Annotated in this window: 24 protein-coding genes; 14 read left to right on the top strand and 10 right to left on the bottom strand. The window is 42.8% G+C overall.

Annotated features, from left to right (window positions below; translation table 11 throughout):
* Positions 1-184 precede the first annotated feature (184 nt).
* The 5 genes from MM817_RS03075 to MM817_RS03055 all read left to right on the top strand — a co-directional run bounded on the left by MM817_RS03075 (position 185) and on the right by MM817_RS03055 (position 6,261).
* On the top strand, positions 185-1,396 hold the full coding sequence (locus MM817_RS03075) for a trans-sulfuration enzyme family protein (protein ID WP_241711963.1): 1,212 nt from the start codon (positions 185-187) through the stop codon (positions 1,394-1,396).
* Positions 1,397-1,449: 53 nt separating this feature from the next.
* The gene (locus MM817_RS03070; RefSeq protein WP_241711962.1) at positions 1,450-1,980 is read left to right on the top strand and encodes a putative iron-sulfur cluster-binding metallochaperone; all 531 of its coding nucleotides are present in this window, start codon (positions 1,450-1,452) and stop codon (positions 1,978-1,980) included.
* 164 nt (positions 1,981-2,144) lie between these two features.
* A complete protein-coding gene (locus MM817_RS03065; RefSeq protein WP_241711961.1) occupies positions 2,145-2,576 on the top strand; it encodes a hypothetical protein in 432 nt (143 codons plus the stop codon).
* 177 nt (positions 2,577-2,753) lie between these two features.
* On the top strand, positions 2,754-4,802 hold the full coding sequence (locus MM817_RS03060) for a S9 family peptidase (protein WP_241711960.1): 2,049 nt from the start codon (positions 2,754-2,756) through the stop codon (positions 4,800-4,802).
* Positions 4,803-5,442: 640 nt separating this feature from the next.
* Positions 5,443-6,261, top strand: coding sequence for an enoyl-CoA hydratase (locus MM817_RS03055; protein WP_241711959.1), 819 nt, complete (start codon positions 5,443-5,445; stop codon positions 6,259-6,261).
* On the opposite strand, the gene rnz is transcribed toward MM817_RS03055, so the two are convergent.
* From rnz to MM817_RS03040, 3 genes are all read right to left on the bottom strand, one after another.
* Positions 6,240-7,163 (bottom strand): ribonuclease Z, encoded by a 924-nt coding sequence (gene rnz / locus MM817_RS03050; protein ID WP_241711958.1) that lies wholly within the window; start codon positions 7,161-7,163, stop codon positions 6,240-6,242. The genes MM817_RS03055 and rnz overlap by 22 nt on opposite strands.
* 129 nt (positions 7,164-7,292) lie before the next feature.
* Positions 7,293-7,748, bottom strand: coding sequence for a hypothetical protein (locus MM817_RS03045; protein WP_241711957.1), 456 nt, complete (start codon positions 7,746-7,748; stop codon positions 7,293-7,295).
* Positions 7,749-7,805: 57 nt separating this feature from the next.
* Entirely contained in the window at positions 7,806-8,207 is a 402-nt protein-coding gene (locus MM817_RS03040; RefSeq protein WP_241711956.1) for a zinc ribbon domain-containing protein, read from the bottom strand.
* Between the two features lie 153 nt (positions 8,208-8,360).
* On the opposite strand from MM817_RS03040, the gene MM817_RS03035 reads away from it, so the two are divergent.
* From MM817_RS03035 to MM817_RS03025, 3 genes are all read left to right on the top strand, one after another.
* Positions 8,361-8,978 (top strand): FMN-binding negative transcriptional regulator, encoded by a 618-nt coding sequence (locus MM817_RS03035; RefSeq protein ID WP_272879607.1) that lies wholly within the window; start codon positions 8,361-8,363, stop codon positions 8,976-8,978.
* A 16-nt stretch (positions 8,979-8,994) separates the two neighbouring features.
* Entirely contained in the window at positions 8,995-10,182 is a 1,188-nt protein-coding gene (locus MM817_RS17200) for a class I SAM-dependent methyltransferase (protein ID WP_241711954.1), read from the top strand.
* 133 nt (positions 10,183-10,315) lie between these two features.
* Positions 10,316-11,041, top strand: coding sequence for a peptidylprolyl isomerase (locus tag MM817_RS03025; RefSeq protein WP_241711953.1), 726 nt, complete (start codon positions 10,316-10,318; stop codon positions 11,039-11,041).
* 59 nt (positions 11,042-11,100) lie between these two features.
* Here MM817_RS03025 and MM817_RS16835 read toward each other — a convergent pair whose 3' ends face one another.
* Complete coding sequence (locus tag MM817_RS16835) at positions 11,101-11,232, bottom strand: hypothetical protein (protein ID WP_272879606.1); 132 nt, start codon at positions 11,230-11,232, stop codon at positions 11,101-11,103.
* Between the two features lie 237 nt (positions 11,233-11,469).
* On the opposite strand from MM817_RS16835, the gene MM817_RS03020 reads away from it, so the two are divergent.
* Positions 11,470-13,533, top strand: a complete 2,064-nt coding sequence (locus MM817_RS03020; protein ID WP_241711952.1) for a YCF48-related protein — start codon at positions 11,470-11,472, stop codon at positions 13,531-13,533.
* Between the two features lie 21 nt (positions 13,534-13,554).
* Here the strand turns inward: MM817_RS03020 and MM817_RS03015 are convergent, their stop codons facing one another.
* The 3 genes from MM817_RS03015 to MM817_RS03005 are packed head-to-tail and all read right to left on the bottom strand — an operon-like array spanning position 13,555 to position 16,803.
* Complete coding sequence (locus MM817_RS03015) at positions 13,555-14,403, bottom strand: transglutaminase family protein (RefSeq protein ID WP_241711951.1); 849 nt, start codon at positions 14,401-14,403, stop codon at positions 13,555-13,557.
* Complete coding sequence (locus tag MM817_RS03010; RefSeq protein ID WP_241711950.1) at positions 14,330-15,361, bottom strand: alpha-E domain-containing protein; 1,032 nt, start codon at positions 15,359-15,361, stop codon at positions 14,330-14,332. Before MM817_RS03010 ends, MM817_RS03015 begins: the two co-directional genes overlap by 74 nt.
* Entirely contained in the window at positions 15,355-16,803 is a 1,449-nt protein-coding gene (locus tag MM817_RS03005; RefSeq protein ID WP_241711949.1) for a circularly permuted type 2 ATP-grasp protein, read from the bottom strand. The genes MM817_RS03010 and MM817_RS03005 overlap by 7 nt, the downstream gene beginning before the upstream one ends.
* Positions 16,804-17,214: 411 nt before the next feature.
* On the opposite strand from MM817_RS03005, the gene MM817_RS03000 reads away from it, so the two are divergent.
* Positions 17,215-17,778, top strand: coding sequence for a DsbA family oxidoreductase (locus MM817_RS03000; protein ID WP_241711948.1), 564 nt, complete (start codon positions 17,215-17,217; stop codon positions 17,776-17,778).
* Between the two features lie 59 nt (positions 17,779-17,837).
* Here MM817_RS03000 and MM817_RS02995 read toward each other — a convergent pair whose 3' ends face one another.
* The 3 genes from MM817_RS02995 to MM817_RS02985 form a co-directional block, all read right to left on the bottom strand.
* Complete coding sequence (locus MM817_RS02995; RefSeq protein WP_241711947.1) at positions 17,838-19,061, bottom strand: zinc-dependent alcohol dehydrogenase; 1,224 nt, start codon at positions 19,059-19,061, stop codon at positions 17,838-17,840.
* A gap of 18 nt (positions 19,062-19,079) precedes the next feature.
* Positions 19,080-20,210, bottom strand: coding sequence for an MBL fold metallo-hydrolase (locus MM817_RS02990; RefSeq protein ID WP_241711946.1), 1,131 nt, complete (start codon positions 20,208-20,210; stop codon positions 19,080-19,082).
* A 195-nt stretch (positions 20,211-20,405) separates the two neighbouring features.
* Positions 20,406-21,446, bottom strand: coding sequence for a YncE family protein (locus MM817_RS02985; protein ID WP_241711945.1), 1,041 nt, complete (start codon positions 21,444-21,446; stop codon positions 20,406-20,408).
* A 120-nt stretch (positions 21,447-21,566) separates the two neighbouring features.
* On the opposite strand from MM817_RS02985, the gene MM817_RS02980 reads away from it, so the two are divergent.
* The 4 genes from MM817_RS02980 to MM817_RS02965 all read left to right on the top strand — a co-directional run bounded on the left by MM817_RS02980 (position 21,567) and on the right by MM817_RS02965 (position 25,827).
* Entirely contained in the window at positions 21,567-22,751 is a 1,185-nt protein-coding gene (locus MM817_RS02980) for an MFS transporter (protein ID WP_241711944.1), read from the top strand.
* A gap of 152 nt (positions 22,752-22,903) precedes the next feature.
* Positions 22,904-23,677 carry a sugar phosphate isomerase/epimerase family protein gene (locus tag MM817_RS02975; protein ID WP_241711943.1) on the top strand — a complete coding sequence of 258 codons (774 nt, stop codon included), beginning with the start codon at positions 22,904-22,906 and terminating at the stop codon, positions 23,675-23,677.
* 46 nt (positions 23,678-23,723) lie between these two features.
* Entirely contained in the window at positions 23,724-24,806 is a 1,083-nt protein-coding gene (locus MM817_RS02970) for a Gfo/Idh/MocA family protein (RefSeq protein WP_241711942.1), read from the top strand.
* Positions 24,807-24,858: 52 nt separating this feature from the next.
* Positions 24,859-25,827 carry a sugar phosphate isomerase/epimerase family protein gene (locus MM817_RS02965; protein WP_241711941.1) on the top strand — a complete coding sequence of 323 codons (969 nt, stop codon included), beginning with the start codon at positions 24,859-24,861 and terminating at the stop codon, positions 25,825-25,827.
* Positions 25,828-26,041: the final 214 nt, after the last annotated feature.

Here is a 26,041-nt window from a genome sequence, read left to right as displayed (position 1 = left end):
TTATGTGTTGCTAGTGGTTGCAAGCGATTGAATAGATGGTATGTTACAGAGAGCAAAGGAGCACTTGGATACACCATATGCATGTGGCGATTTGGCTAAAAGAATCAAGATGATTACTTGTTGTTGAGTAACTTATGTTTTGTTATGATCTTAATTATGTACTGTAAATAAGGGGGCTATATTTTTGAAAGAAACATACAAAAATCGCAATGTGGCTGTGGAAACGATGTTGGTGCATGCAGGGAATGTTCGTCATAACGTAGATCCTACTGCATTAGCCATTTATCCGAGTACAAGTTTTGTAGCAGATTCACCAGAAGAATTGGATCAAATTATGGGTGGAACGATGGACGGATTTTCCTATTCTAGACATGGTAATCCTACAGTGGAGGGGTTAACCCATGCGATGGCACAATTAGAAGGTGCGGAAACTGTTATTGCGACATCATCTGGCATGGCAGCGATTGATGCAGCGCTGTTTGCGGCAGGATTGCATGCTGGAGATACCATCTTACTGAGTCGCGATCTATATGGTGCATCTCTTAATTTGGCCGGGAAAATATGGTCGCAATATGGTGTGAAGTCAGTAGTTGCGGATTTGACTGACCTCGACCAACTACATGCTATCTTATTAAAAGAACAACCTAAAGTGCTTCTTTTTGAAATTCTCTCGAATCCACTGTTGAAGGTTGCAGATGCACCCAAAATTGTGCAGATGGCTCATGAAGTGGGTTGTCAGGTTATTGTAGATAGTACCTTTACCACACCGCTTATGGTGAAGCCGTTATCTTTTGGAGTAGATCTTGTCGTGCATAGTGCGACAAAATACCTCGGTGGCCACGGTGATGCTATGGGTGGAATTGTAGCTGGTCATGCGCACTATGAGGAGGCGCTTCACCAATATTTAAGACTTCGCGGAGGAATTCTTGGACCGTTTGAAGCATGGCTGATACATCGCGGCATACAAACTCTTTCTGTTCGGTTTGAAAGACAGTGTCAAAACGCCTGGAACGTAGCTCAAAGATTAGAAGCGACACATGATTTTCGTCATGTCTATCATCCTTTTCTAGAGAGTCATCCAACTTTTTCGACTGCAAAAAAACTATTGCCAGCAGAGCTAGGTGGAGCGGTAGTTACCATTGAGTTGAAGGGTGCGCGCAAGGAGGCCTATGATTTCTTGAGATCGCTTCAAGTGGTGCGTTCCGCAACCACCATTGGTGATGTCTATACATTATGTCTTTATCCTGTAGTGGCATCTCATCGCAATCAAACAGAACAAGAACGGCTAGCGATGGGCATCACAGAAGGAACCATGCGCATCGCAATCGGATTGGAACATCCGGACGATATTTTTGCAGATATCATGCAAGCTACCCATTTTGCATACTCTTCATGAGATGAATGATCTCATGAAGAGTTATCTATCTATTCATGCAGGGGGGAGATCGCGTGTCTGATTGTTGCAGTTCAACAGATACCAACGGTGCATTAGCATCTGATGCGAGTTGTTCAATAGAAGTAAACGACGTGGTTACAAAAGAAGATGTAGACCCGGTGGTATGTCCTAGTTGTGAACAAAGTGGCACATCGATTGGACTTATTACAGTGAAAAGTATGCTGCAACCGAATGCATTGGCTGAACTAGATCCAAAGCAAGAATTTCGCTTTTGTGCATCTCCTTCTTGTGAGATTGTGTATTTTGGTACTAAAGGTCAACATTTTCGCCTGAAGAATTTGCGTCGTGCTGTCTTTCAAAAAAGTCAGGATGAACAGGTGGAAGTATGCTATTGCTTTGGGTGGAATCGTATACGAATAAAGACTGAACTTGAAGAAGATGGACAAAGTACAGCCGTATCATCCATTTCTGCGCATATTAAAGCAGGTCGCTGTGCATGTGAAATCAATAATCCACAAGGTTCTTGCTGCCTTGGCAATGTTGCAAAGGTGGTTAAAGAGGTAAGGGAATCTTTATATGGATAAGTGGACAAAGGTGTCTCTAAGATCGTGGCAATTTTTTACAATTGCTATGGGATGCAATGATTTCCCACACATTGTAGTAAGATCATGATAGAGTAGAAAAGTAAACACGACTAGGGTGAAGCTATCGTTCATCTTTAGGTGTGGGGATCAGTGAGGTGTGTAAAGTGGAACAAAAGTATAGTCGTGGGCTAGGTGTTTTACGTAAATCGATTATTGGTACATTATTGGGATTAGGCCTTGAATTTTTACTCGGCATGATTGTCAATTTGTATGTCCAGTTTCCTGCTAACTCTCCAAATGGCAATGTTTTTACGTGGGTGACGCAACATAGTGCGCTTACAATGATTCATATTTTACTGGGAACGGTGATCCTCGTTCTTGGGTTATTTAATCTTATACTAACAACGAGTATGCAAGGAAAAGTGGCAATCATCACATCGATTGTTGGATTTGTCTCTATTTTGTTTTCTTGGGGAAGCGGAATGGCTTTTTTGACAAATGGGCAGCAGAATATGATGTCGCTTGATATGTCGATAGGTTTTATTTTAAGTGTATTTGTATACGGATACCAACTGCGATTACTTCGCGCGGTGTAATTTTTTCATAAGGCGTAGTAACGATCAAGAGTGCGTCTGAACGTCCTGCTCTGTTTACACTTGGACGGCAGACGCACTAGTCTTTTATTTGAATAACAAATTGTATGAATGTTACCAAGGTAAGAGAAATTTGCGCTACACTATATTGGATACAATAGTGTAATAAGGAGGAAGTTGATGATGGAAAGTCCCATTGCAAAACGCATTCCCTATGTTCATGTTTTACATGATGATATTCGTAGAGATGACTATTATTGGTTAAAGGAACGTAATGATCCTGAGGTGATCGCTTATTTAGAAGCAGAGAACCGCTATTATGAAGAACATATGCAACCACTTGAGGAGTTGACCGAACAGCTATACCAAGAGATGTTTGCACGAATGGATGAAGATGAAATAGATGTGCCGATTCAAGCCAGCCCGTATTACTATTATTCTAGAACGGAAAAGGGGAAACAATACTCGATTTATGCGCGCAAGCGTGCAAATAGTCGAGATTTGTTGGATCAAACTCTGGAAGAAGTTATTTTGGATGTGAATACACTTGCAAAAGAAGATGAGTATTTAAGTGTTAACGCACTTCGAGTGAGTCCGGACCACTCCAAGCTTGCCTATTTGGACAATCGCGATGGAACTGATCGCTACGTCGTCTGTGTGAAAGACTTACTCACTGGAGAACAACTATCTGATCGCATTGAAGATGTGTTTATCGATGGTAGTTTAGAATGGGATGCTACAGGACACTATCTTTTTTACATAACAGTTGATGATGCCCAACGCCCCTATCGACTTTGGCGACATCATGTAGGCAACGCGGGATTGGATGAGCTACTCTATGAAGAAGTAGATAGTACATTTGCACTTACATTGCAAAAATCAAGGAGCGGAGAATATCTATTTTTAAAATCTGAAACGAAGACCACAACTGAAGTACGCTATCTTCGAGCGGACCAACCGACCTCGGAATTTCATGTATTTGATGCAAGACAAAAAGGAATTGAATATGAAATAGAGCATGTTGGGGATACTTTTTTAATTCTTACGAATAAAGAAGCGAGTCAATTTAAGGTGTTGCAATGTCCAATCGAAACTATGGATCAGGCATCACGAGTTGAATTATTCCCCTATGATGCTTCGCGTTATCTCCAAGCGATGTATCCATTTAAAGATGCGGTAGTGCTCTTTGGACGCCAAGACGGATTGACACAAATATGGATCTATCGCGATGGCAGTCTCTCTCGCTTGAATTGGGATGAACCACTCTATACGGTAAGGTTGGCTTACAATATAAGCTATGATACGACAGAAGTCATCTTCCATTACGAGTCGCTACTCACACCAAAAATTACATACAGTTTGAACCTGCTGACAGGTGAACGCGTTGTACTTAAAAAAATGTCTGTGCCAGGAAGCGACTATGTGTCAGATGAGTACACTTCGGAACGGATTTTTGCAACGGCGCACGATGGGGCGCAGATTCCGTTATCCGTCGTCTATCGCAAAGGGGCCATGAACAAAGGCCCAGCACCACTTATTCTTTACGGATATGGATCGTATGGGGCAAATAGTGATCCAATGTTTGATGCTACGAGACTTCCTTTCATGGATCGTGGGATCATCTTTGTTACCGCGCAAATCCGTGGGGGATCAGAAATGGGACGCTTTTGGTATGAAGACGGGAAGCTCATGAAAAAAATGAATACCTTCACTGACTTTATCTCAGCTGCGCAAGACTTGATACAGCGTGGGTATACGACTTCTTCGCAATTGGCTGCGCGAGGTGGTAGTGCAGGTGGTCTCCTCATGGGTGCAGTGATCAATCTTTCAACTGATCTTTTTCAAGTGGTAGTAGCTGATGTGCCGTTTGTCGACGTCGTGACGACAATGGTAGATGATACACTGCCATTAACGAGCTTAGAGTGGGATGAGTGGGGTGATCCGCGTGAAGTCGAGGCCTATCACTATATGAAATCGTATAGTCCATACGATCAAGTAGAGGCAAAGGATTATCCGCATCTGCTTGTGACGACCGGATTGAATGACCCACGTGTAGCTTACTTCGAACCTGCAAAATGGGTAGCTAGATTACGCGTGACTAAAACAGATGATCATCAGTTACTGCTTAAAACGAACATGGGAGCAGGTCATTTTGGATCTTCTGGACGCTATAATCGATTGAAAGAGTTGGCTGGCAGATATGCGTTTATTTTAGACAAAATCCAGTAACAAACATATGAATGTGTGTATGTCCTATACCAAATGCCGTTGCTAACTAGCACCCTTATCCATATTTTGAGGTATCAGCTAGTGGGGGGTGCTATGATGGATTGCTTTGGCGGATATACGAGATGGGCTGTTGTATTTCTAGTAATTTTTGTTCTCTTCTTCTTGCTTGTTCCAGCCTACGGTTATGGAGCAAACGGCGGTTATTAATGTCCGATAGACTAGGTTCACACTCAATACTTCCCGACTAGTGAGGGGAGTATTGAGTGTGCGAAGTAGCTAAGAAATGGTTGTATCAGAATAGGTTGAAGCGCCGATGCAAAAGCCAATGACAAATGTGCTAAGTGCAACGCGACTTGCAAATGATGTATGAAAGGGCTTTCCCATAAAGCATATCCTCCTTCTCAAATGGAATATCTAGCAAATCATTGATCGATACTCTTTACCAAGTGCAGGTACGAATTGTACTGATGAGTCAATTTATGCTCTGAACGGTTCAATTATCATAGTATATTTTTAAAATTTAGAATATGTACTTGTTGAAAATTATATGAAGTTATAGTCTATACATAAAGAATATGATGGAGTAGTGGTATGGGAATTGTGAGGCTTTGGTAGACACACTGTATAGGCGGTGAAAGACATGGCACTTACGGAGCTAACCATACATCATGAAAATAAAATTGCAATGATAACATTTCATCATCAACAGAAGCGAAATGCACTTTCGTCAGCCGTATTAGAGTCACTTGCGCAGCATTTGCAAGTAGTTAAGCATGATGAGCGCATTCATGTCGTCATTATAGCGGCTGAAGGTTCTGTATTTAGTTCTGGACATGATTTACGAGAGGTATTGTCGGGTGGACCACAAGATGTACATCACCTTTTTGAAGTATGCGGGTCGGTGATGACTGCGATTCGTGAACTCCCACAAGTAGTTATTGCGCAAGTGCAAGGGATTGCGACTGCGGCGGGATGTCAAATTGTAGCGGCATGCGATTTGGCCGTGGCATCTAATGAAGCGAAGTTTGCTACACCAGGAGTGAAGATTGGACTATTTTGTAGTACCCCTGCTGTTCACGTTACGCGTAATGTGGGACGAAAGAAGGCAGCCGAAATGCTCTTTACTGGGGAGTTTATGTCTGCACAAGATGCAGCACAGTATGGATTAATTAATCGAGTGGTTCTACCAGATCAGTTGCAAAGCGCGACTTACGAACTTGCAACATCCATTGCTCAGTACAGTTTAGATACGCTTGCTACTGGCAAACAATTTCTTTATAAACAGTATGGGATGACAGATGAACAAGCACTTGCTTATGCAACTGAGGTCATTTCTTTACAAAGCACAACAGATGATGCACAAGAAGGTATTTCCGCATTTTTAGAAAAGCGTGTTCCACATTGGCCAAGTGAATCGCTTGAGAAACTTCAAGATGGTTATTCGTCACCTATATCATAGCTGAAATGATCGTTAGCTAAATACGTATGTGGGAATAGGCTTCTAGCTTCAAGTAATAATTGCAAAGATGCGTTCTCATCATAGCGAGCACTGATATGCGTGATGATTAATGTTTTCACTTTAGCAGCTAGAGCTGTTTGAGCTGCATGAGATGCGGTAGAGTGCCCGCGTTGTAACGCTTTTACATGTTCGTGATGTGCATATGTAGACTCATGCACTAAAACATCTGCTTGTTGCGCTAACTCTATCACAGCGGGGGTTGGAGAGGTATCTCCACAGATGACTACAGAGTGACCGCGTTTTGGTGGCCCGGTATAGGTCTCACTATGTAATGTTTGTCCATTTGGTAGCGTGACATCTTCTCCTGCTTTTAAGCGAGAAAATAGCGGCGATTGAGCGATCCCGTCATCCTTCAATTTTTGCTGTAATAACTCACCGGGCCGATCTTTTTCCTGAAATCGATATCCATAAGAAGGAATCGTATGGGCAAGTTGTTTGGCAGTTATGATCATTTTATGATCTTCAAAAATAACACCTGGTTGAACTTCAACAATGGTTAGAGGGTAAGTTAATCCGGACTTCCGAATAGTTAAAAAGAAATCGATGAATGATTGAATACCTGGTGGTCCATAAATAGTTAAGGGTTTTGTAACACCTTCTGTAGCTCGGCTTCCAAGAACACCTGGTAGTCCTAAGATATGATCACCATGCATGTGGGTAATCAATATTTTTTCTAATCTTGATAATCGTAGTGGAGAGTGAAGCATTTGATGCTGAGTGCCTTCTCCTGCATCGATGAGAAAGAATGTTCCTCGTTCTTGATAGAGTTGCAGTGCGATGCTCGTCATATTGCGTTGTTTTGTAGGCACCGATGCACCAGTACCGAGAAAATACAGATTCATATTCAATCACCCCTTATTATTCTTTCCTTGTAACGACATACTGATGCAAAATACGAGGCGCAAGATGAGGGGGATAGCAATCCTCATCTTGCGCCTCGTATAAAATAGTCATGGTGAATTGGCAAGTATTTATGAAATGGCATTTGGTTCGATTTTCATATAAAAACCCAACGCATAAGCAATAAGAGCAACAGCAAATCCTGCAGCCATCCAAATGGAATTGATCCCCTGCTGTGCAAGTAAAAACAGCAATCCATTCAGTGCAGAGAAGAGGATGGCTAATGTGCCAATCCATCCGAGCACCACAAACCATCCTGCATGTGCTCGAAGTGCAACAATGACAAACCCCCACGATAACAAGAGGATAATAATCCCAAGCGCAGAGTGTATGATTAAAATAGGATTGGCATTCGTTAAAGACCATGCGAAAGCGGTCATGAAGAGCGTCATACCAATGGGTAGTGATTGTGTGTGCGGTAACACAGTTGGAATGGTAATAAATAAGTTTGTGATCATACCAGAGATGAGCTGAACTAATAATAGGATAGTCATTAAACCAGAAAAGCGATGAAGTTGCTTGAACATGTACGTCATTCCTCACCGTTCAAAAATACGTATCTAGTCAGAAGGAAGAGTTTGAACTTATTCTGCTTGCAAATCAGATTGCAACATAGCTCCGCAGTTTGCACAAAATTTTTGAGTGGGTAAAATGTCTGCACCGCATTGTGCACACAGAGATTTAGTGGCTAGACTTTCATGTTCATGCTCAGGAACCTCATCTAATTCCTTGATTTTTTCTTGATAATCTACCACAGTAGATTCAATTGCTTGTGCAGACTCAAGAAAATGGCGAACTTCTGCTTCTGCAGCAACGCCTGCATGATATACCATTTGTCCAAATTGCAGGCAAAGTGCTTCTAACTCTTCATTGGATTTTGTGATTTGTCGATTGAGTTCTGCCTTTTTAAGAGCCTTCTCGGTGTTTGATAAAGCTTTTGACACGCTTTGAGATGTTTTGCTTTTTAAGGAATCAAATAAACTCATGATGGTTCCCCCTTTGGGATTGCTATCCTCGTTTATAGTAAGTATAGCATATGACTAGTGCTTCATTACTTACAATTGCGTGATCACGCAATTGTAAATAGAGGTTTTGTAAGGACATACAATTTGAGATATGATGTTTACAAGGGAGAGGAGATGCTGCAACTGTATACACCTAAGGAGTTCAAGATGTCTGACCGGAATGAAATTGTTCAGTTTGTGAATGCTAACAGTTTTGGGATCATGGTTACTACTGTTGATGGTGTACCGCAAGCTACACACTTACCTTTTTTCTATGATGAAGAGCAGAACTTGTTATTAGCTCATATGGCGCGGGCAAATCCGCAGTGGAAAACCATGGATGGACAGTCTGCACTCGTTGTCTTTTCTGGCCCTCATGCATATATCTCCCCATCGTGGTATGGGGATACAACTTCTGTTCCGACGTGGAATTATCTAGCGGTGCATATCGTTGGTCGATGTACTGTCTTAGATAACCATGATGAACTAGGTTCCATACTAGAGAAGACGGTTCAATTTTATGAGCCCACTTCAGATCTGCCGAGTCGATCGGATCAATCATTTTATCAAAACATGATGCGTGCAATTGTGGGTTTTAGGATTGATATCACAAGTGTAGAGGCAAAGGCTAAATTAAGCCAAAATAAGTCGCCCATTGTTCAGCAGAGAGTCATTGATCATTTGAGCCGATCTACTGATCCTGATTCGCTGGCGGTTGCGCAATGGATGCAGGAGCGTTTACAGAACGAATGAAAGGCGTGGCTTAGAGGTGGCTTTTGAATCTTGGGTACAACTGATGTGTTCACTGGCACAAGAACTCGATGTCGCTCATATTCCGTATTGTTTTGAGGGAGATGCAGCATTATTTGTGCAAGGAATAGATGTACCCGATATGGGACGAATTGAAGTATCTGTACAGTGGGATGTATTTGATCATGCATGTACTCTATGGTCGCAAGAAAGCATGGAAGAGAGTCGCAAAGGTGCGACCTTTGCGACATTTCAGTTCTCACGTGACAATAAGCTCGTGATCTTGGGGTGCGTGTACAACACCGTCGTCACCACAGATCCTTATCGTATTCGTGTGGAACGGGTTGGAGCAACATTATGGGTTAAATCATGGGAATACTATGTAAAAACATGTGCACCTGATGACCCTAAAGTGCAGCAGATTAAAAAATTTCTGCTTCATAAACAACAAGGCTTAAGTGCCGAACATGAACATGCATGGAACATGAATGCATATGATGCGTGGATCAACCGCTTTGGTGTACCTGCAATTGCGGCTGAACAGATCAAACTTCATCCACTTTCTAAGCTACAATCATTGGCTCGATTTATGGGGGATGTTCGAGGGAAACACATTGCTAATTTACTTGGATCTCATGGCAGTAAAGCAGTTGCTCTTTCCTTGCTTGGTGCTACTGTTACAGTCATTGATTTTTCTGAGCAAAATGCTACATATGGAACAGAGCTTGCTCAGGCAGCAGGCGTAAACGTGCGTTATGTTGTGTCTGATGTTTTGGCATTGCCCCACGATGAATTGGTTCCAATCTATGATATGGTGTTAATGGAATTGGGGATTTTACATTATTTTATCGATTTAGCCCCACTGGCTCAGGTCGTATACCGCCTATTGCGTATGGGAGGGAAGCTAGTGCTACAGGACTTTCACCCCGTATCGACAAAGCTGATTACTTCAAAAGGCCGCAAGCACAAGGTAACAGGGAATTATTTCGATTCCTCTATCGAAGAAACAGATGTTGCATTTACAAAGTATGTAGAGGATTACGGAGAATCTAGAAGAGTGCAGTTGCGCAAATGGACACTTGGAGACATTGTGACGTCGTTTGCTTCTGCTGGTTTGTGCGTTTGTGTTTTGGAAGAAGAACCGAATCACAAGGTGGATGATATGGGCATTCCCAAAACCTTCACACTCGTCGCGGAAAAACGCTAGTCCAAGAAGAAAATGAATATTTTTGGATATTTATTATTTTTTTACCTAACACTGTTGAATGGGACAAGCAGCGAACACTGTTCCTTCAACATGTTCATTTTGCATGCTCATTTTAATGGAGGTAGGATATCTGATGAAACCACAAAGAAAACGTTTCGCAATGCTAGGGATGATATTATGTAGTGTAGCTATGGTAACTGGTTGTGGAACAGGAGCAGTTCAATCAGCGAGTAGTGGACCTGGGCCAAGCAGTACCACGAAGACAACGACAGGGTCGACTACAGCGACAAGCGAAACGACACCACCACCGACCACGAAGCAACAATGGTCTACAGTACCACCGATGCAAATTAATACATCGAAACAATATGATGCTGTGGTACATACCAATTATGGAGATTTCACCATTCAATTATTTGCAAAAAGTGCACCTAAAACAGTCAATAATTTTGTGTTTCTCGCTGATCATCACTTTTTTACAGGAGATACGTTCTTTCGCATTATTAAACCTTTTATGATTCAAACTGGGGATCCTCGCAACAATGGTACTGGTGGACCGGGATATCAATTTGCAAGCGAATTGCCTCCTAAGTATCCGTATGCGCCTGGAATCGTGGCGATGGCCAATCGAGGGCCAAATACAGTCTCTAATGGTAGCCAGTTTTTCATTTGTACAGGCTCAGAGAGTGAGAGTCTCAATCATCAACCCATTTATACAGAGTTTGGAAAGATCATCAAGGGAATGAGTGTAGTAGAAAAGATTGCATCGATACCCGTGAAGACCAATCCTCTTACGGGTGAGGATTCCTTCCCTACCAAAACCGCTTTTATCGAGTCAGTGACGATTCAATCAAAGTAACTCGTGCAAACCAAAGGGACGCTACATACTATGTAGCGTCCCTTTGGTTTGTACGAGTTTTACTCTGGTGTTTGTGTTAGGCAGCGATCACACTCTTGGTAGTGCCAATCATACGGCAGCAATTCGTTTCCACACATGCCACACATCTGTTGTAAGTCCTCAGTCGGTGACTGTTGATCCATCTCTTGCATGGTATTCCCTCCTAAGTAGTGTCGATTTATATTACAAGTATTGTACTATAACAGAAAGATAAAAACAACATCTGTTTTATTATTATTTGCTTTATTTTATGGGTCAACTTGTGGGGTTACCTAGAGTTCGCATAGAATGAGTGTAGATATATGCTGTACATGTCATCAATTCAGTCATGTTTTATGTGAGTTGGAGTGGTGCGAACTTTGACAAGGCGAGTGAAAGGGGCATCTGACATGAAAGCGTTACGGATGTGGACAATGACTGTACTATTAGGGCTTTCTGCGATTTTAGCAGGTTGTGGTGTTTCATCAAGTCAAGCACTTGCGAAAAATAATACGGATGTTGGAACACATGTACAGGGCAAAAGTCCGATAACAAAACAAGCAGGCACTACAACGCATGGAGTCAAATCATTGAATGAAACGACAATTAACGATCTCGGACCCTCACCATCTGTGACTGCTGCAGAAGTGGTGAGTCAATGGAAGCAGGCCAATGTGGCTGGTGGATCGCCAGGAGCTCATATGACACCTACTGTTTCTGCTAGTGTGCACCATGCTGTGAATGGTGCACAACTTAATACAGTTACATTTGTCAATGCAACTGATGGATGGGTTGGTGGGCAAGGTGTCTTGTGGCATACGACGGATGGAGGTGCACATTTTTCTGTGCAGTATCGCGGATTGCAAAGCATCCAGAGTATCGATGCACTGAATCCATCAGATGTATTTGCTATTGGATCATCGTTACATGGAACAGCCACAAGGAAAATAATGAGTACTATTAATGGTGGAGCAACTTGGCACTACATATCAGTCCCGGGGAGCGTTCATCGAGTAGATTTTTTAACAGCAAAGATAGGGTATGCCATTGTAGGCAATGCAAACATTGGTAACACGCGACTATTGCGAACGGAAGATGGGGGACAACATTGGACCATTGTACATGTACCTAGTGCAGCATTAGAAATAGGATTTGCAGGACCTAACAATGGGTGGATGTATTCTTATGCAGGTGTGTTATATCACACGACCAATAGTGGCATGACTTGGACAACGGCCATTGCTGATTTGCCAAGTGGGTTTGACTTTGCACAAATTCGCGTGGTTAATAGTAGCAATGTTTGGTTTTTAGTTGCAGGCATGGGAGGCATGAGTCAACAATCATATACGGTGTTTCATTCGACAAACGGCAACTCGTTTACCCCTGTGCTTGCGCTATCGACAGCAGGTGCAGGACCAGCTCCTGGAGGTGTAAAGCATGTTCCCGTGGGCCCTGGATTCGATCCTGGACCAATGGCGGCCATCGGCTCATCTTCTGCAGTGGTTATTGGGGAGTGTCCAGCATGTGGGATGGGGACTGTATCTATGGAGGCAACGTCAGATGGTGGGGCACATTGGACGAAGTCTCATACAATCACAGGTGTTCAAGGGATCCCTACGTTTCACTCACTCTCCTTCCCAAGTGCTACGGATGGCTGGCTTGTAGATGGAGGATTTGCTGGACCGAGTACTTTATTGCACACAACGGATGGTGGGCAGACATGGAGACCTGTATATGTCACAGGTCATGCCACACCCACAGAAGGCATTTCATTTGTTGATGCTACACTCGGATACGGATTAGGATTGCCAGGAGATTCGGGCGCAGTACTAATCACTGCAAACAGCGGGCACACATGGACGCAGGTGGGTAATCTCCCACTTCAACTGCAAGGAAGAGACTACGGCAATGTGTCTCCTTCTCCCATATCATTTCCTACGCCAACAGATGGTTTTGTAGCTGATAGGGATGGTCAAGTGTATCATACGCAGAATGGCGGGAAATCATTTGCAGAAGTTGACTTACCACAGGTCATGGGCGGATATGATACGGTATACTTTGCAAATAAGAATATCGGTTTTGCCATGAGTCAATTTTATCCTAATCGTACGGAAGTGACGACAAATGGTGGGGTTCAATGGAAGATGTTTTCTGCGATAAATCTTGCAACTGCACAGGATGCACTAGCGCAGCAGAATGTAGCCCCTACATTGCATACGCTGATCGACGCAGAAGCGGGCAACTGGGTCGGATCTTTTGGAGATATTGCTTGGATTCTGGGACAAAATGGGCAAAGTTACTTTCAGACGACTGACGGTGGTCGCGAGTGGACGAACTATAACTTTGCACCTTCACAATGGCCATCCCCCGCTACCATGCAATTTGTTAATGCAAAGGATGGTTGGATGCTTTCAATGAACGATGCTTTACTGCACACGACAGATGGAGGTAAAATATGGAAAGTAATCGGTTGATATGTGTGTAGCATTCATCCATCAAGATTGTGAGTTAATTTGAACTTTGACGTCAACTTCCATCGTCTGTAGTGTACCTTTATATACACCTTTAATTGGAACGATATCGCGATAATCGCGGCCCACGCTCAGATACACATGTGATTCTCCAGCGATGCAGCCATTTGTAGGATCAAGTCCAACCCATGTATCGTCATGAACGAGGACATCCACCCAAGCATGCATCGCTTGGGTACCTAGCAATACGCCGGCACGATCATAAATATACCCACTAACATAGCGACATGGAATGCCAAGCGAGCGTAGTGCAGCTAACATCCAGTGAGTGAAATCTTGGCATACACCTGCCCTTAGCTTATAAAAAGCTTGTACATCAGACTCTACATCTGTGGCACCTGGAACGTATTGAAACTGCTCCTTAATTTTTTTTGTAAGAGTGAGGAGGAATGCAGAGAGATCTGTTGCATCTTCCCATAGGGTACCGAGCCACTCAGAGAGTTCAGGTATTGGATAGCAGTAATGAGTGGGCATTACATATAAGTAGTACTTTTCTTGGATATCGCCTTTTGCATAGTCTGATTTTCCCCACATGATCTCTGGGAATGTGGGCGCGCGATTCACGAGTACTAAACTATCGGCTCTTACAGTTAATTGCAAAACAGACGTTGGAATGTAAAAGGTCTGAGATTGATTGCGAAATACATCGGAGTGATAAAAGGGCCGTGAACTTGGAAGTGTTCGAATTTCATGATGAAGAACCGTTTGTCCAGGAAATTGTCCAGGAGTGAGGGTGATTTCATTCGTCAATTCGCGTGCTGGTGTTTCGTATGTATACTTTGTGTTGTGCTGCAAACGGTAGATTGTTGGCATAATCAGTCAACTCCTGGGAAAAGAATGATTGGTTAATAAGGTCTCCAATTTGAAAACAACGCGCTTGAAACGCAAGTAAATAATTGTGTAATCCTTCATTCAATAATTCGTTTACAGCTGTATACTGGAGTTCCAATCGAATTTTCCCGACCGTGCGCAAAAGCGGATGTTTGGCGTGATCCTCGCTTTGTAATAAGTGATTCAACGCCTGGTTAACCATAGTGATAGTGTACTGAATGGAGCGAGGAAACTCTGCGTCAAGTAGCAGGAATTCGATGACATGATCTTGAGTAAAGCGAGATTGATGGCGTTTCAAAAAAGCTTCATAAGCGTATGTGGAACGCAAGATATTAATCCAATGATGCGTGTCGACAAGGGGCTGTTCACCTGGTGTACGAACCGTTAAATGGTAGCGCACATCAAGGATACGAGAGGTTTGCTCCGCTCGTTCTAAATACAATCCTAAACGGAAAAAATCGTATTCCTCAGATCGCGGCATACACACGTGAAGTGCGCCAATAATTCGAAAACAGTAGTTGCGAACGAAAGAAAAGAGATCCTGCAAACTGTCATTCATATTGATTGTGTGGCGCTGGAAGTCTAGAAAATCCCAGTAAAATTCATTGAATGCTTCCCATATTTCAGAGGATAGCCGTTCTTGAACTGCTCGGGCATTTTCTCGCGCTTGTTTAATACAAGAGAGCACAGAATTTGGGTTATCGATTGATGAAACCATGAATGTACAGATGTTGTCTGGTGTTCGTTCGGGAAAACGATGTGTAAACACGTTCATATATCCGTTGATATCAAGAATAGTATCCCAGCCTGAATTCGTGATCATATCCTCAACTAATCCGAGTGAATTGACCTTTTGTACTTTTAATAAACGGGCATGATTTTCTGCACGCTCCAAATATCGAGCCATCCAGTACATCGATTCTGCGATGCGACTTAACATGTAGGTTCCCCCTCCCCCACAACGATCCATGTATCCTTTGCACCGCCGCCACGGGATGAGTTGACTACACATGATCCGCGCTCAAGTGCCACTCTCGTTAGTCCACCAGGTAAAACATGAAGTGTTTCACCAAATGCCACAAATGGGCGCAAGTCGATTGGACAAGGTTCAAAGTCTCCATCCATCCAGGTGGGGTGACGAGATAATGAGATGAGTGGCTGTGCAATAAAATTGCGTGGTTCTTTTTGTATGATTCGTTGCATGTCTTCGCATTCTGCACGAGTGGCAGCATATCCAAAAAACAGTCCTGCTCCACCTGATGCATTTGTCGGTTTAATAACCATATCTTCGATGTTTTCAATCACGTGTTGCCGTTCGTTATCTTTGGTCAGGCGATAAGTTATGACATTTGGTAAAATTGGGTCTTCGTTTAGATAATAGCGGATAAAGTCGGGAACATAGGAGTAGATAAGTTTATCATCAGCTACACCATTACCCCATGGGTTTGCGATGGCCACGTTACCGGCGCGATATGCATCAAATAGTCCGGGAACGCCAATGAGCGAATCTAAGTTAAAGGAGAGGGGATCTAGATATCCGTCGTCAAGTCTGCGATAGATGACGTCAACTTGTCGCAATCCACTTGTGGTGCGCATGTATACAATTTGGTTAATCACGATCAGATCACTACCTTCAACGAGTTCAATACCCATGCTTTGAGCAAGAAATGAGTGATCGAAAAAGGCGGAGTTAAAGCGCCCAGGTGTCAAAAGAACGACTGTTGGCTGTGGGATTTGACGCGGTGATAAATAGGCAAAAGTATCCCCTAACTTTTTCATGAAAGGTTCAAGTGGGGCTACATGATATGATGAAAAAGCTTCAGCAAAAACACGTTTCATCATATTTCGGTTTTTGTAGGCGTAAGAAATGCCAGAAGGAATTCGCAAGTTATCTTCAAGAACCTGATATCCACCCTGTTCATTGCGGATGAGATCAATCCCAGATAACACCGTATGAATGCCTTTGGGTACAGGCACATTCATCATCTCCAGTTGAAAATCTGGAGAAGCATACACTGTCTGACGGCTAATGATATGATCTCGAATGATATATTGCGTGGAGTAGATGTCTTTCAAAAATTCATTGAGCGCGGTCACTCGTTGAATCAGGCCCCGTTCAATGTGATGCCACTCTGCTGAAGGGATAATGCGAGGAACAAGATCAAAGGGTAGTGTGCGCTCTACACCAAGAGCGTTATCATACATGGTATATGTAATGCCCTGACGTAAAAAAAGTTGTTTTGCAGCATCGTGTCGTGCCGCAAAAATTTCTTTTGGAAAGCGCGAAAGCAACTCATAATAGCGGCGATAGGGTGGGCGTGGCTGATTGTCATCACAAAGCATCTCATCGTAGAATGTATCTCGTACGTACCCTTCGAACACACGACGCCCCCCTTTATATTAATTTTCTATCTATTCTACATGAATTTAGTATATCCGTGAAGAGTGATGATTCGGAAGGTAAAGTTTTTTATAGAGGTTGTTCAAAAAGGGGTCAGAACTCCCCGGCGCATGGCAGCGTCAGCGCCAAGAACGCTCCCTCACGTACCCAAAACGTACGCTCAGTCCACATTCATGGCTCGCTTCCTTGCACTGCGCGGTTCTTACCTGCCCCCTTTTTGAACAGGCTCTTATAAACTAAACAAGATGGACGAGTACGAGTCGATCCACATTGTAGTGAGTACGGTGTGAGTGTATGATAGTCATAAGATGAATAATTACAAATGTGAGGGGATGGCCATCACGAGTATACAAATACGGATTTTTTCAGATTATATATGACCGTTTTGTTATGTGGGCAGCGGTGTTGTCCAAGCGTTAAAAAAAGAATTTGATATTGAGGATGAATGGATCAATTACGAAATTCATCCAGACACACCTTTACAGGGGATGAGTTTAGCTGAGCGGTTTTCTGCTGCATCGGCGCAGGCCATGGTGGATCGGCTCCGGCAAATGGGTCAACCATATGGGGTGAAGTTTGGTCATCTTACGCTATTGTCTAATTCCAAAATGGCGATTGAAGTATCTGAGTTTGCGCGCGATCAAGGGGTATTTCACGAGTTCCACGATGCAATTTTTCATGCGTATTTTACGGATGGTAAAGATATTGGTGATCAGTCTATACTCCTTGCAATTGGCGAATCAGTGGGACTTCATCGCAAAGAGATAGAGCAGGCCTTGAGTGACTCGCGTTATGAGTCGCGGTTAGAAGAGGCACGGCAGGCAGCAATAAAGTTTCAAGTAACGGGAACACCAACGTTTATTGTTGCAAATCGTTTTAAACTGGTTGGGGCACAGCCTATTGAGGTATTTCGAGACGTCTTGACCAAGGTAGCAAGGGGATCTAGTGAAATGTAGGTTGATTGCAAACGAAGAGGGGATCAACGGAGTACATCCCATATCCTCTCTTCGCATGTTTATATTGTAAAAACCGTTTTAATAGATTGGTACTTTGCTCTTTCGATATTTGCAATGATCGCCTGCTCATAATGATCTAATGAGTACTCATGAGTGACAAGTTTAACAAGTTGTGCATTTTCTTGCTGCATAAGCATCTGCAGGGTAATGGCATGAGTAGAGACTGTTTCACCTTCCCAAGTTTCTCGACCATAACCTACCGATCCAATGATACTTAGCTCCTTTGCCCACACAAATGTCCAGTCCAGATCACTCATATGTCCAGCTGTGCCAACGACAATGATCGCACCACGCTCACGCGTATAGTGTAAGGCGTCTGCGAGTGATTGCTCGCTACCGATGCAGTCATACACTTTTGCGTATCCGCCCAAATAAACAGTGCGACCCATAGCAGGGCGATGCTTTTTTGCGCCTATACGTCCTTCCATATCGTTCAATAATTCTTCTTTAGTAGTGAACGCTTGGGTTGCTCCCAGTGTCATTGCCATGTCGCGTTGATACGGTAACAAGCTTAGGTGGGTGATGTGAATATTTTTATTTGCCATCCGTAGAGCAGTGATGACTGAATAAGCAATCATTCCACCCCCAATCACAAGAACGGACTCGCCATCTTCTGGGACTTTGCGTAAAACAGCATGAACACCAACGCTCAGTGGCTCGATCATCACTGCGAGGCGATCAGGAATTTCTCTAGGCACTGGAATAGCCATGGATTCGTGGATGGTACACTGTTCACTAAAAGCCCCTGGAAGGTCTCGACAAAAACCCATGAGCATCCCTTCTGAAAGTCCGCGCTTAGTACCAGAGTAATGACACATGGCGTGAAGACCCTGTGCACAAGCAGGGCACGGGGGATCGATGCCCCTTACTGCACAAGAGATAAAGGGATCTACAGAGATGCGCTGTCCAGGTTCAATCCCTTTGACTTTTGCACCACATGCGTCAACCATGCCCACTACTTCATGGCCAAGAACGGCTGGGAAAGAATTGAAAGGTGTGAGTGATGGCGAAGATTTATAGAGGATAGCCCCCATATCTGTACCGCAAATTCCAGCAAGAAGTGGGCGCATACGAATCTCGTGTGGTCCAGGTTCCTTAGGGTCGGGCCACTCGCGTAAGCTTAATGCAGATCGTTTTCCATAATAGAGCTTTGGATATCGTTTGCCAAATGTTTTTGCAGCCATGTACTTAGTGATGGAAAAGTCGTATACAATCGCTTTCATGTAGTTCCTCCCGATTCGTTATTGCACGCCATGCGGTTGTTGTATCGTGCCATATGCAACTTGAAGATGACGAAATGATGGTTTGGTACCAGGTGATAGTGGGTGTCCGGTCAACTCTGAACTAGGGAAAAATTGGCGCATATGCGGGTTGTTTTTTGATGGATCTGACATCAACTTTTCTAAAACTACAGAATTATATTGGCGCGCTGTGTGCTCAAGTGTATTGCCGTTTATAACGACTTCAAGACCACTAGTTTTTGCGTAACTACGAAGACCAGGTAGGCTGCTTTGCGATGGATTCAGACATTCAGCCGAGATGGCATTCTCACTGGATACCCAAATCCCTGTATCTGTATGTACTACGAGAGAATGGTTTCCTTCGGTGTGTCCGGGTGTCCAGATCAATGCAACGCCTGGTCCAAGTAAAACGTCACCGTCAATAAAGAGCAGCCGATCCTTCGGAATATCATGAAAAGTGGATGGTTGATACCATATCGACTGTAAAGGATGAAGTGAATGGAGTACATCCCATTCTTTTTGCTGGACGATTAGTTTTGCCTTAGGAAAATAGGCTTGTAAGGGTTCGTTTGTTGCATGATCTGCTTGTGACTTCGTTGTACCCACCCATCGGCGAATATCTTGGGTGTGTAAATGATCATATGTGATAAAGTCAATGTCTTCGGGACGAAGCCCGACAGATTGAAGATGAGTTTCAACTGTGCCGTGTCGCTTAGCTAGCAAATGGTTAGATACATAATCGCCATATTTTTTCATTAGACTAACATAAAAAGGAGTATTAGCACCGAGTTCGTAGTCAGAAGGTTCATTGAGTAGAGTCCATGTTCTTCCATGAGCTTTCCATTGGACAATGAACATTCGATTAGTAAACCAAAGAAAAGGGGAGGGGCTCTTGGTTGCTCGCCATAGACCGTATCGTGTAGGATAAGGTAACGTAATTAGATCAAATGAAGCAAATGCACTGACAACTCCTGTCTTGCGAAACCAGTCTTGAAAGTGTGTTGCGGTTTGACGGATATACTGCAGTTGCAAACCTGGACTTGAAGTGCTATGAACCTCTTTAAAAATATCAATCTGCTCGAAAGGAAATGGCGCTCGTTTTTTGTTATCATGCGCGGTCAGTTCCTGCATATATACTCCCCCCTAACACAGGATGTGGATAAAAAAGATATAAAATAATTGTGGAAATTATTTAACATCAATAATACCAAATTCAGCCTATTAATCAATAACAAATAGCCCGATATACCACATCGCCTATGCAGAGTCACTGCATTCGAGTGGCAAATCGAGCGAGTTTCATATGATGAGCGATTTAATGGGGGTTCAGTGTACCGCGTCAGGTTGTTTTGGATGCAACACAGTCACTGTATTTTCACCCTGATTAGCTACGTATACATCGCCTGTTACTTGATCTACACAGACTCCCTGAGGATCTTTTCCAACTGGTATTGTCTGAATAACTGTGTTTGTTTTCACGTCGATTACAGATACGCTATTGCTTCCTGAGTTATTGACAAATAGCCGTTGTCTTCGCTCATCCATTGCAAGACCATGTGGTGACTTTCCTACCGTGATATGTAAAACTGGTTGTTCACCCATGATAACGGCTACATTGTTAGCATCGCTCACACCAGTATAGACAACATGAGATTGCTGATTGACCACGATATTCCATGGATGTGGGCCAACTACAATTGTTCGTTTTGGTTGATCTGTATGTCCATCAATCTCTGTCACAGAATTGCCGTTAGGATTGTTTGTTCCATTTGGTAAAGATCCTGTATTTGCGCTATAAACGGCTTGTGTTTGATGATCAACATCCACGCCCCATGGATTAGGACCCACAGCGACTGTAGTCATTCGCTTCATTTGGGTAGAATCAATCACGTCAACACTGTTATTGCCTACACTGGACACATAGATGCGGTGCAACATAGGTGCTAATGCGAGTCCGTGTGGCATCTTACTTACGGTTATATGTTGGATTTCCTTATCCGTATTCGCATCAATTACGTCTAGTAAGTTGCGTTCAATGTCGGTGACATACACTCGATGCGCTTCTTGATCGACCATTACGGTATGTAAGGTACCGCCTAATTTCATGCTTTTTATCATTTTACCTGTAGCCGTATCTACGACTGTTATCGTTCCCGCCTTTAAATTACTGACAAATAGTTTATGTAACAAATGGTCTATTCCTGTAAAGTGAGGTGTCGTCCCCACATCGGTATAGGTAGCGATTTGTTCATATGGAGCTTGGATGGATGCGGGGTGAGTTGTGATGGAAGAAGCAAGTGCTGGTGCAACGCTCGCTATTCCCGAGAATAAAATGCTTGCTGCAATCATTTGTTTCACATGTTTCATTCAAACATTCCTTTCTTTCATGGTATTGATTTCATTGTTGTCCATTAGTATGTCATGCCAAGTCACCTGCAATACAGATGGGTACTATATAATGAAACGTATAAGGTGGTGTGAATAAGGTTGAACGTCTCGAGAGAAGTATGGAGTTTCATTATTTTCAATAACATCATGTCCACCTTATTCACGTTTACCAGTATTTTTGTGAACTTATTTATCTGGGGCAATGGGAGCGACTTGCTCGCTGTTACTTGGTTTAATCTACTATCCATGTTGGCTCTATTTGGCACATATCTTCTTGGATCTCGTTACTTATATAAGCGAAGTGCACGATTTGTTATGGCATGGAGTGTAGTATTTGCCGTGGGTTCTTATATCTCTCTATACTTTTATCAAGCATCTGATCGAATCCTCATGATTGTATTAGTAGGATTGCTTGCAGGAGCCACACAAGGGTTTTACTGGTCAGGCAATAATGCAGCTCTGTATTTTTTTCTTAAATCCGAAGATTTTCCGGCCTATTTTTCTATAAACACGATTCTTGGTCAAATCGTAACAGTGGCAGTCCCTCTTTTTTCATCAGCTATTGTGTATTGGTTTGCATTTAAAGGCGCTTTTCTCATCATGGTAGTTCTTGCTCTTGGGGCCATATTTTTTGTGTTTCGGCTCCCAGTATTCGCGGTAGATCAGCCATTATTTCAGGATATTCGTTATAAAACTGTATTTTCAAAGGCAGGTACGCGCTGGCTATTCCCTATGATGGTTGCAACTGGAATACTGACACAGTTTCAAGGATTTTTTTCTATGATTTTTATTTTTCATATGACAAGCAATGAAATTTTTGTTGCGCTTTTAAATGTGGGATATACGATCGTTCTACTGGGAGGTCTTATTGTATATCGGCGGACACACGTAGATGAAAATAGTTGGCTCATCATAGGCATTATCTTGATTCTTGCAGGCTATATCTTAGCTATGACAAACCATTCTATGCTCATGATTCTTGTTGTTTTATTCATGCAAATAGGTGGCCTCTTTTTTTCAGCGTCTTCTGGAAGACAAAGCTACCGATTATTTATGCAGGGTGATCCTGTGTGGAGGACAAAGTTAGGAATATGGTTTGAAGCTGCTTTGGCACTTGGGCGTATGATCGTGTTAGCAGGCGCACTTATGGTACATCATATTGGGGATATTCCATTTTTCTTTTTAATTTCACTATCGACTTTGGCCATGTTCACGATGCCATTTTTTCAAGCTAAATCAGTTATTGAATTTGAGAAAGAACATGGTAAAGGAGCTTATCTATGACAGGAGAATGTGCACATTATACTTGTAAAATGAGTGAGTTTAATTAGAAACATCTTATTGACAGTGCAAGTAAATAGGATAATAATCAACGAGAAAACGTTTTCGTAAATATAGAGAAAAGTAAGTGATGATACTTCTTGGAGGGTATACAGATGGGAGCAGGCGGTGGAACGAAAGCTAATCTCGGTATTCAACTCTATACATTGCGAGAACTCATGAAGGACAATTTCGCAAAGACGTTGGAGGCTGTTTCGAACATTGGGTATCGAGGTGTTGAATTTGCCGGGTACGGTAATTATCGAGCACATGAGTTGAAAAAACTAATGGATGATTTTGGGTTAGAGGCAGTTTCTAGTCATATTCCACTCATAGCACTTGAACAAGAATTAGATGCTGTCATTGCATTTGCAAAAGAAGTTGGAATATCGTATCTTGTCTGTCCTTTTCTCCCCGAAGATAAGAGAAAATCTTTAAGTGATTATGAACGACTTGCGAGAAGTCTTTCTATCATCGGAAATGCCTGTGAATCTAATGGTATTACATTTTGTTACCATAATCACGCGTTTGAGTTTGAGCTTCAAACGGATAAAGACCAATATGCACTTGACGCTCTTTTCGATTGGACTAAGGGTCATCATGTTCAGGCAGAGCTTGATTTATATTGGATTGAATATGCAGGGGAAAGTGCTGTAGCTTATTTGCAAAAATATGCAGGACGAGTACCGTTAGTTCATCTTAAAGATATGGAGAATGGTGAGGGACGTGGTTTTAGGGAGCTTGGTCAAGGGATATTTGATCTTTCACAAATGGTAGAGACTGCAAAAGAAAGTGGATCCAAATGGTTGTTTGTTGAGCAAGATGAATGTCTGGGCGATCCGCTTGAAAGTGTTTTGTCAAGTTTTGCATATATGCAAACAATACTTTAAAGAGCTGTTTATTTTGGGTACATCGCATGATCATGGAGGGAATTAGATGACTGACAAATTGCGTGTGGGGATTATCGGATGTCGAGGAATTGCACTAGGTAAACACTTGCCTAGTTTAGCTAAACTGGGTCATGTAGAGGTGACTGCATTTTGCGATATCGTCAAAGAAAAGGCCATTTCTGCAGCAAAACAGTATGGATCAGAAACTGCTAGAGTATACGAAGATTATCGTGAATTAGTAAGCGATGCGGGAGTTGATGTGGTTCACGTATGTACGCCAAATGATAGTCACGCTGAAATAACAGTTGCCGCACTTGAGGCAGGAAAACATGTGATGTGCGAAAAACCAATGGCCATCACATCTATGGATGGACGTAAAATGGTTGAAGCTGCAAAGCGAACAGGCAAAAAGTTGACAATCGGTTATCAAAATCGTTTTCGTGCAGATAGTCAGTATCTACATCAAGTTTGTGAAGAAGATGGTCTGGGACATATTTATTTTGCTAAAGCACACGCTCTGAGGCGGCGTGGAGTGCCAACATGGGGAGTCTTTCTTGATGAGCAGAAACAAGGCGGAGGACCATTAATTGATATTGGGACGCATGCACTTGATTTGGCTCTGTGGATGATGAATAACTATGAACCGAAAGTTGTCTTAGGTAGTAGTCATCACGAGTTAAGTAAGTTTGAGCATGCAGCCAATGCATGGGGGGCGTGGGATCCTAAAAAATTTACGGTAGAGGATTCGGCATTTGGGTTTATTGTCATGAAAAATGGAGCAACTATCATATTGGAATCGAGTTGGGCACTCAATACATTAGATATTGGAGAGGCACAGTGCTCTTTGTCTGGTACAAAGGCTGGAGCAGACATGCGGGGTGGACTGCATATTCATGGTGAACAGTATGGGAAACTGTATACAAGTGATGTTCAGTTACAAGGTGCAGGGGCCGATTTTTTTGAAGGACACACAGATAATGCGGCTGATCTTGAGATGAAAATGTGGATTGAAGCTGTCATGTTAGACAAAGAGCCACTTGTGAAACCCGAAGAAGCGCTTGTTGTGACTGAAATTTTAGAGGCGATTTATCAGTCAGCTCATACCGGGGAAGCTGTATATTTTTCTTGAAATAGCAATGACTTTATACATTCATGATAAGAAGTAAACGGAGGATTGCAAAGTGAAACTTGGTGTATTTATGGTGTTGTTTGGAGATAAATCCCGTGAGGATGCACTAGATGATATCGCCCAACAAGGATTGCAATGTGTAGAAATAGGTACAGGCGGATATCCCGGAAAAGCACACTGTGATCCTGCGTTGCTATTGTCCGATGCCTCTGAATTGCGAAAGTTTGCGCATCAAATTTCCAGTCGCGGTTTGGAGATCAGTGCACTTAGTTGCCATGGTAACCCAATGCATCCCAATCCTTTGATTGCGCAACAGTTTCATGATGATTTTGTAGCTACGGTGCGCTTGGCTGCAGAGTTGGGTGTTAAAACAGTCAACACATTTTCTGGATGTCCAGGAGAATCAGAGCACTCAGAGAATCCAGTATGGGTGACCTGTTCATGGCCAGAAGAGCATGCGAGAGTACTTGAATGGCAATGGAGCGAGAAAGTTATACCATATTGGACAAAGCAAAATATCTTCTTGAAGGAGCAGGGAGTTCGCGTTGCTATAGAACTGCATCCAGGGTTTGTTGCCTATAATACAGAAACCATGTTGCGCCTACGATCGGAATGCGGAGATGCGATAGGTGTCAATTTCGATCCGAGTCATCTCTTTTGGCAAGCCATGGATCCTGTATCTTCTATTAAGGAACTAGGTAGACAGGGAGCTATTTTTCATGTTCATGCAAAGGATACAGCGATTGACGCTCACAATACTGCGATCAATGGAGTATTAGACACAAAAAGTTTTCGCGATGAGATGAATCGCTCTTGGATTTTCCGCACGGTAGGATATGGGCATGGGGAAGTAGTGTGGCGACAAATACTTAGTGCATTACAACTCGTGGGTTATCAGGGTGCAGTCAGCATAGAACATGAAGATAGTTTGATGTCGAGGGAAGAAGGTTTTCAAAAGGCGGTTCACTTTCTACAGTCGATGTTGATTAAAGAGCAGGTACAGGATGTGTGGTGGTCGTAATCTACGAGATGAAGATAGATTATCGAAAACGTTATTGACACCTGTTGGAAGTAGTATTAGTATGTAAACAAGAATTACATTGCAGTTACAAAGACATATTGTTGCAATGATCTGCTTCATTTATAGTACATTTGCTTAGCATTATGCGAAGGTTGCTTTGCTGTGCAGTTTTTCAAAAACGTTTTCGAGAAACCGGTTACATCGGTATTCGGAG

Origin of the sequence: Sulfoacidibacillus ferrooxidans (genome assembly GCF_022606465.1) — a bacterium.
In the GTDB taxonomy this organism is placed as follows: Bacteria; Bacillota; Bacilli; order Alicyclobacillales; family SLC66; genus Sulfoacidibacillus; species Sulfoacidibacillus ferrooxidans.
Note: the sequence above shows the minus strand (reverse complement) of the source record. Positions and strands in the feature narration are given on the sequence as shown.

Coding starts and splice junctions, on each gene's coding strand:
- MM817_RS03060 (WP_241711960.1), top strand. CDS start 2,754: ATGATGGAAAGTCCCATTGCAAAACGCATTCCCTATGTTCATGTTTTA.
- MM817_RS03055 (WP_241711959.1), top strand. CDS start 5,443: ATGGCACTTACGGAGCTAACCATACATCATGAAAATAAAATTGCAATG.
- rnz (WP_241711958.1), bottom strand. CDS start 7,163: ATGAATCTGTATTTTCTCGGTACTGGTGCATCGGTGCCTACAAAACAA.
- MM817_RS03045 (WP_241711957.1), bottom strand. CDS start 7,748: ATGTTCAAGCAACTTCATCGCTTTTCTGGTTTAATGACTATCCTATTA.
- MM817_RS03040 (WP_241711956.1), bottom strand. CDS start 8,207: ATGAGTTTATTTGATTCCTTAAAAAGCAAAACATCTCAAAGCGTGTCA.
- MM817_RS03035 (WP_272879607.1), top strand. CDS start 8,361: ATGCTGCAACTGTATACACCTAAGGAGTTCAAGATGTCTGACCGGAAT.
- MM817_RS03025 (WP_241711953.1), top strand. CDS start 10,316: ATGAAACCACAAAGAAAACGTTTCGCAATGCTAGGGATGATATTATGT.
- MM817_RS16835 (WP_272879606.1), bottom strand. CDS start 11,232: ATGCAAGAGATGGATCAACAGTCACCGACTGAGGACTTACAACAGATG.
- MM817_RS03020 (WP_241711952.1), top strand. CDS start 11,470: ATGAAAGCGTTACGGATGTGGACAATGACTGTACTATTAGGGCTTTCT.
- MM817_RS03015 (WP_241711951.1), bottom strand. CDS start 14,403: ATGCCAACAATCTACCGTTTGCAGCACAACACAAAGTATACATACGAA.
- MM817_RS03010 (WP_241711950.1), bottom strand. CDS start 15,361: ATGTTAAGTCGCATCGCAGAATCGATGTACTGGATGGCTCGATATTTG.
- MM817_RS02995 (WP_241711947.1), bottom strand. CDS start 19,061: ATGAAAGCGATTGTATACGACTTTTCCATCACTAAGTACATGGCTGCA.
- MM817_RS02990 (WP_241711946.1), bottom strand. CDS start 20,210: ATGCAGGAACTGACCGCGCATGATAACAAAAAACGAGCGCCATTTCCT.
- MM817_RS02985 (WP_241711945.1), bottom strand. CDS start 21,446: ATGAAACATGTGAAACAAATGATTGCAGCAAGCATTTTATTCTCGGGA.
- MM817_RS02975 (WP_241711943.1), top strand. CDS start 22,904: ATGGGAGCAGGCGGTGGAACGAAAGCTAATCTCGGTATTCAACTCTAT.
- MM817_RS02970 (WP_241711942.1), top strand. CDS start 23,724: ATGACTGACAAATTGCGTGTGGGGATTATCGGATGTCGAGGAATTGCA.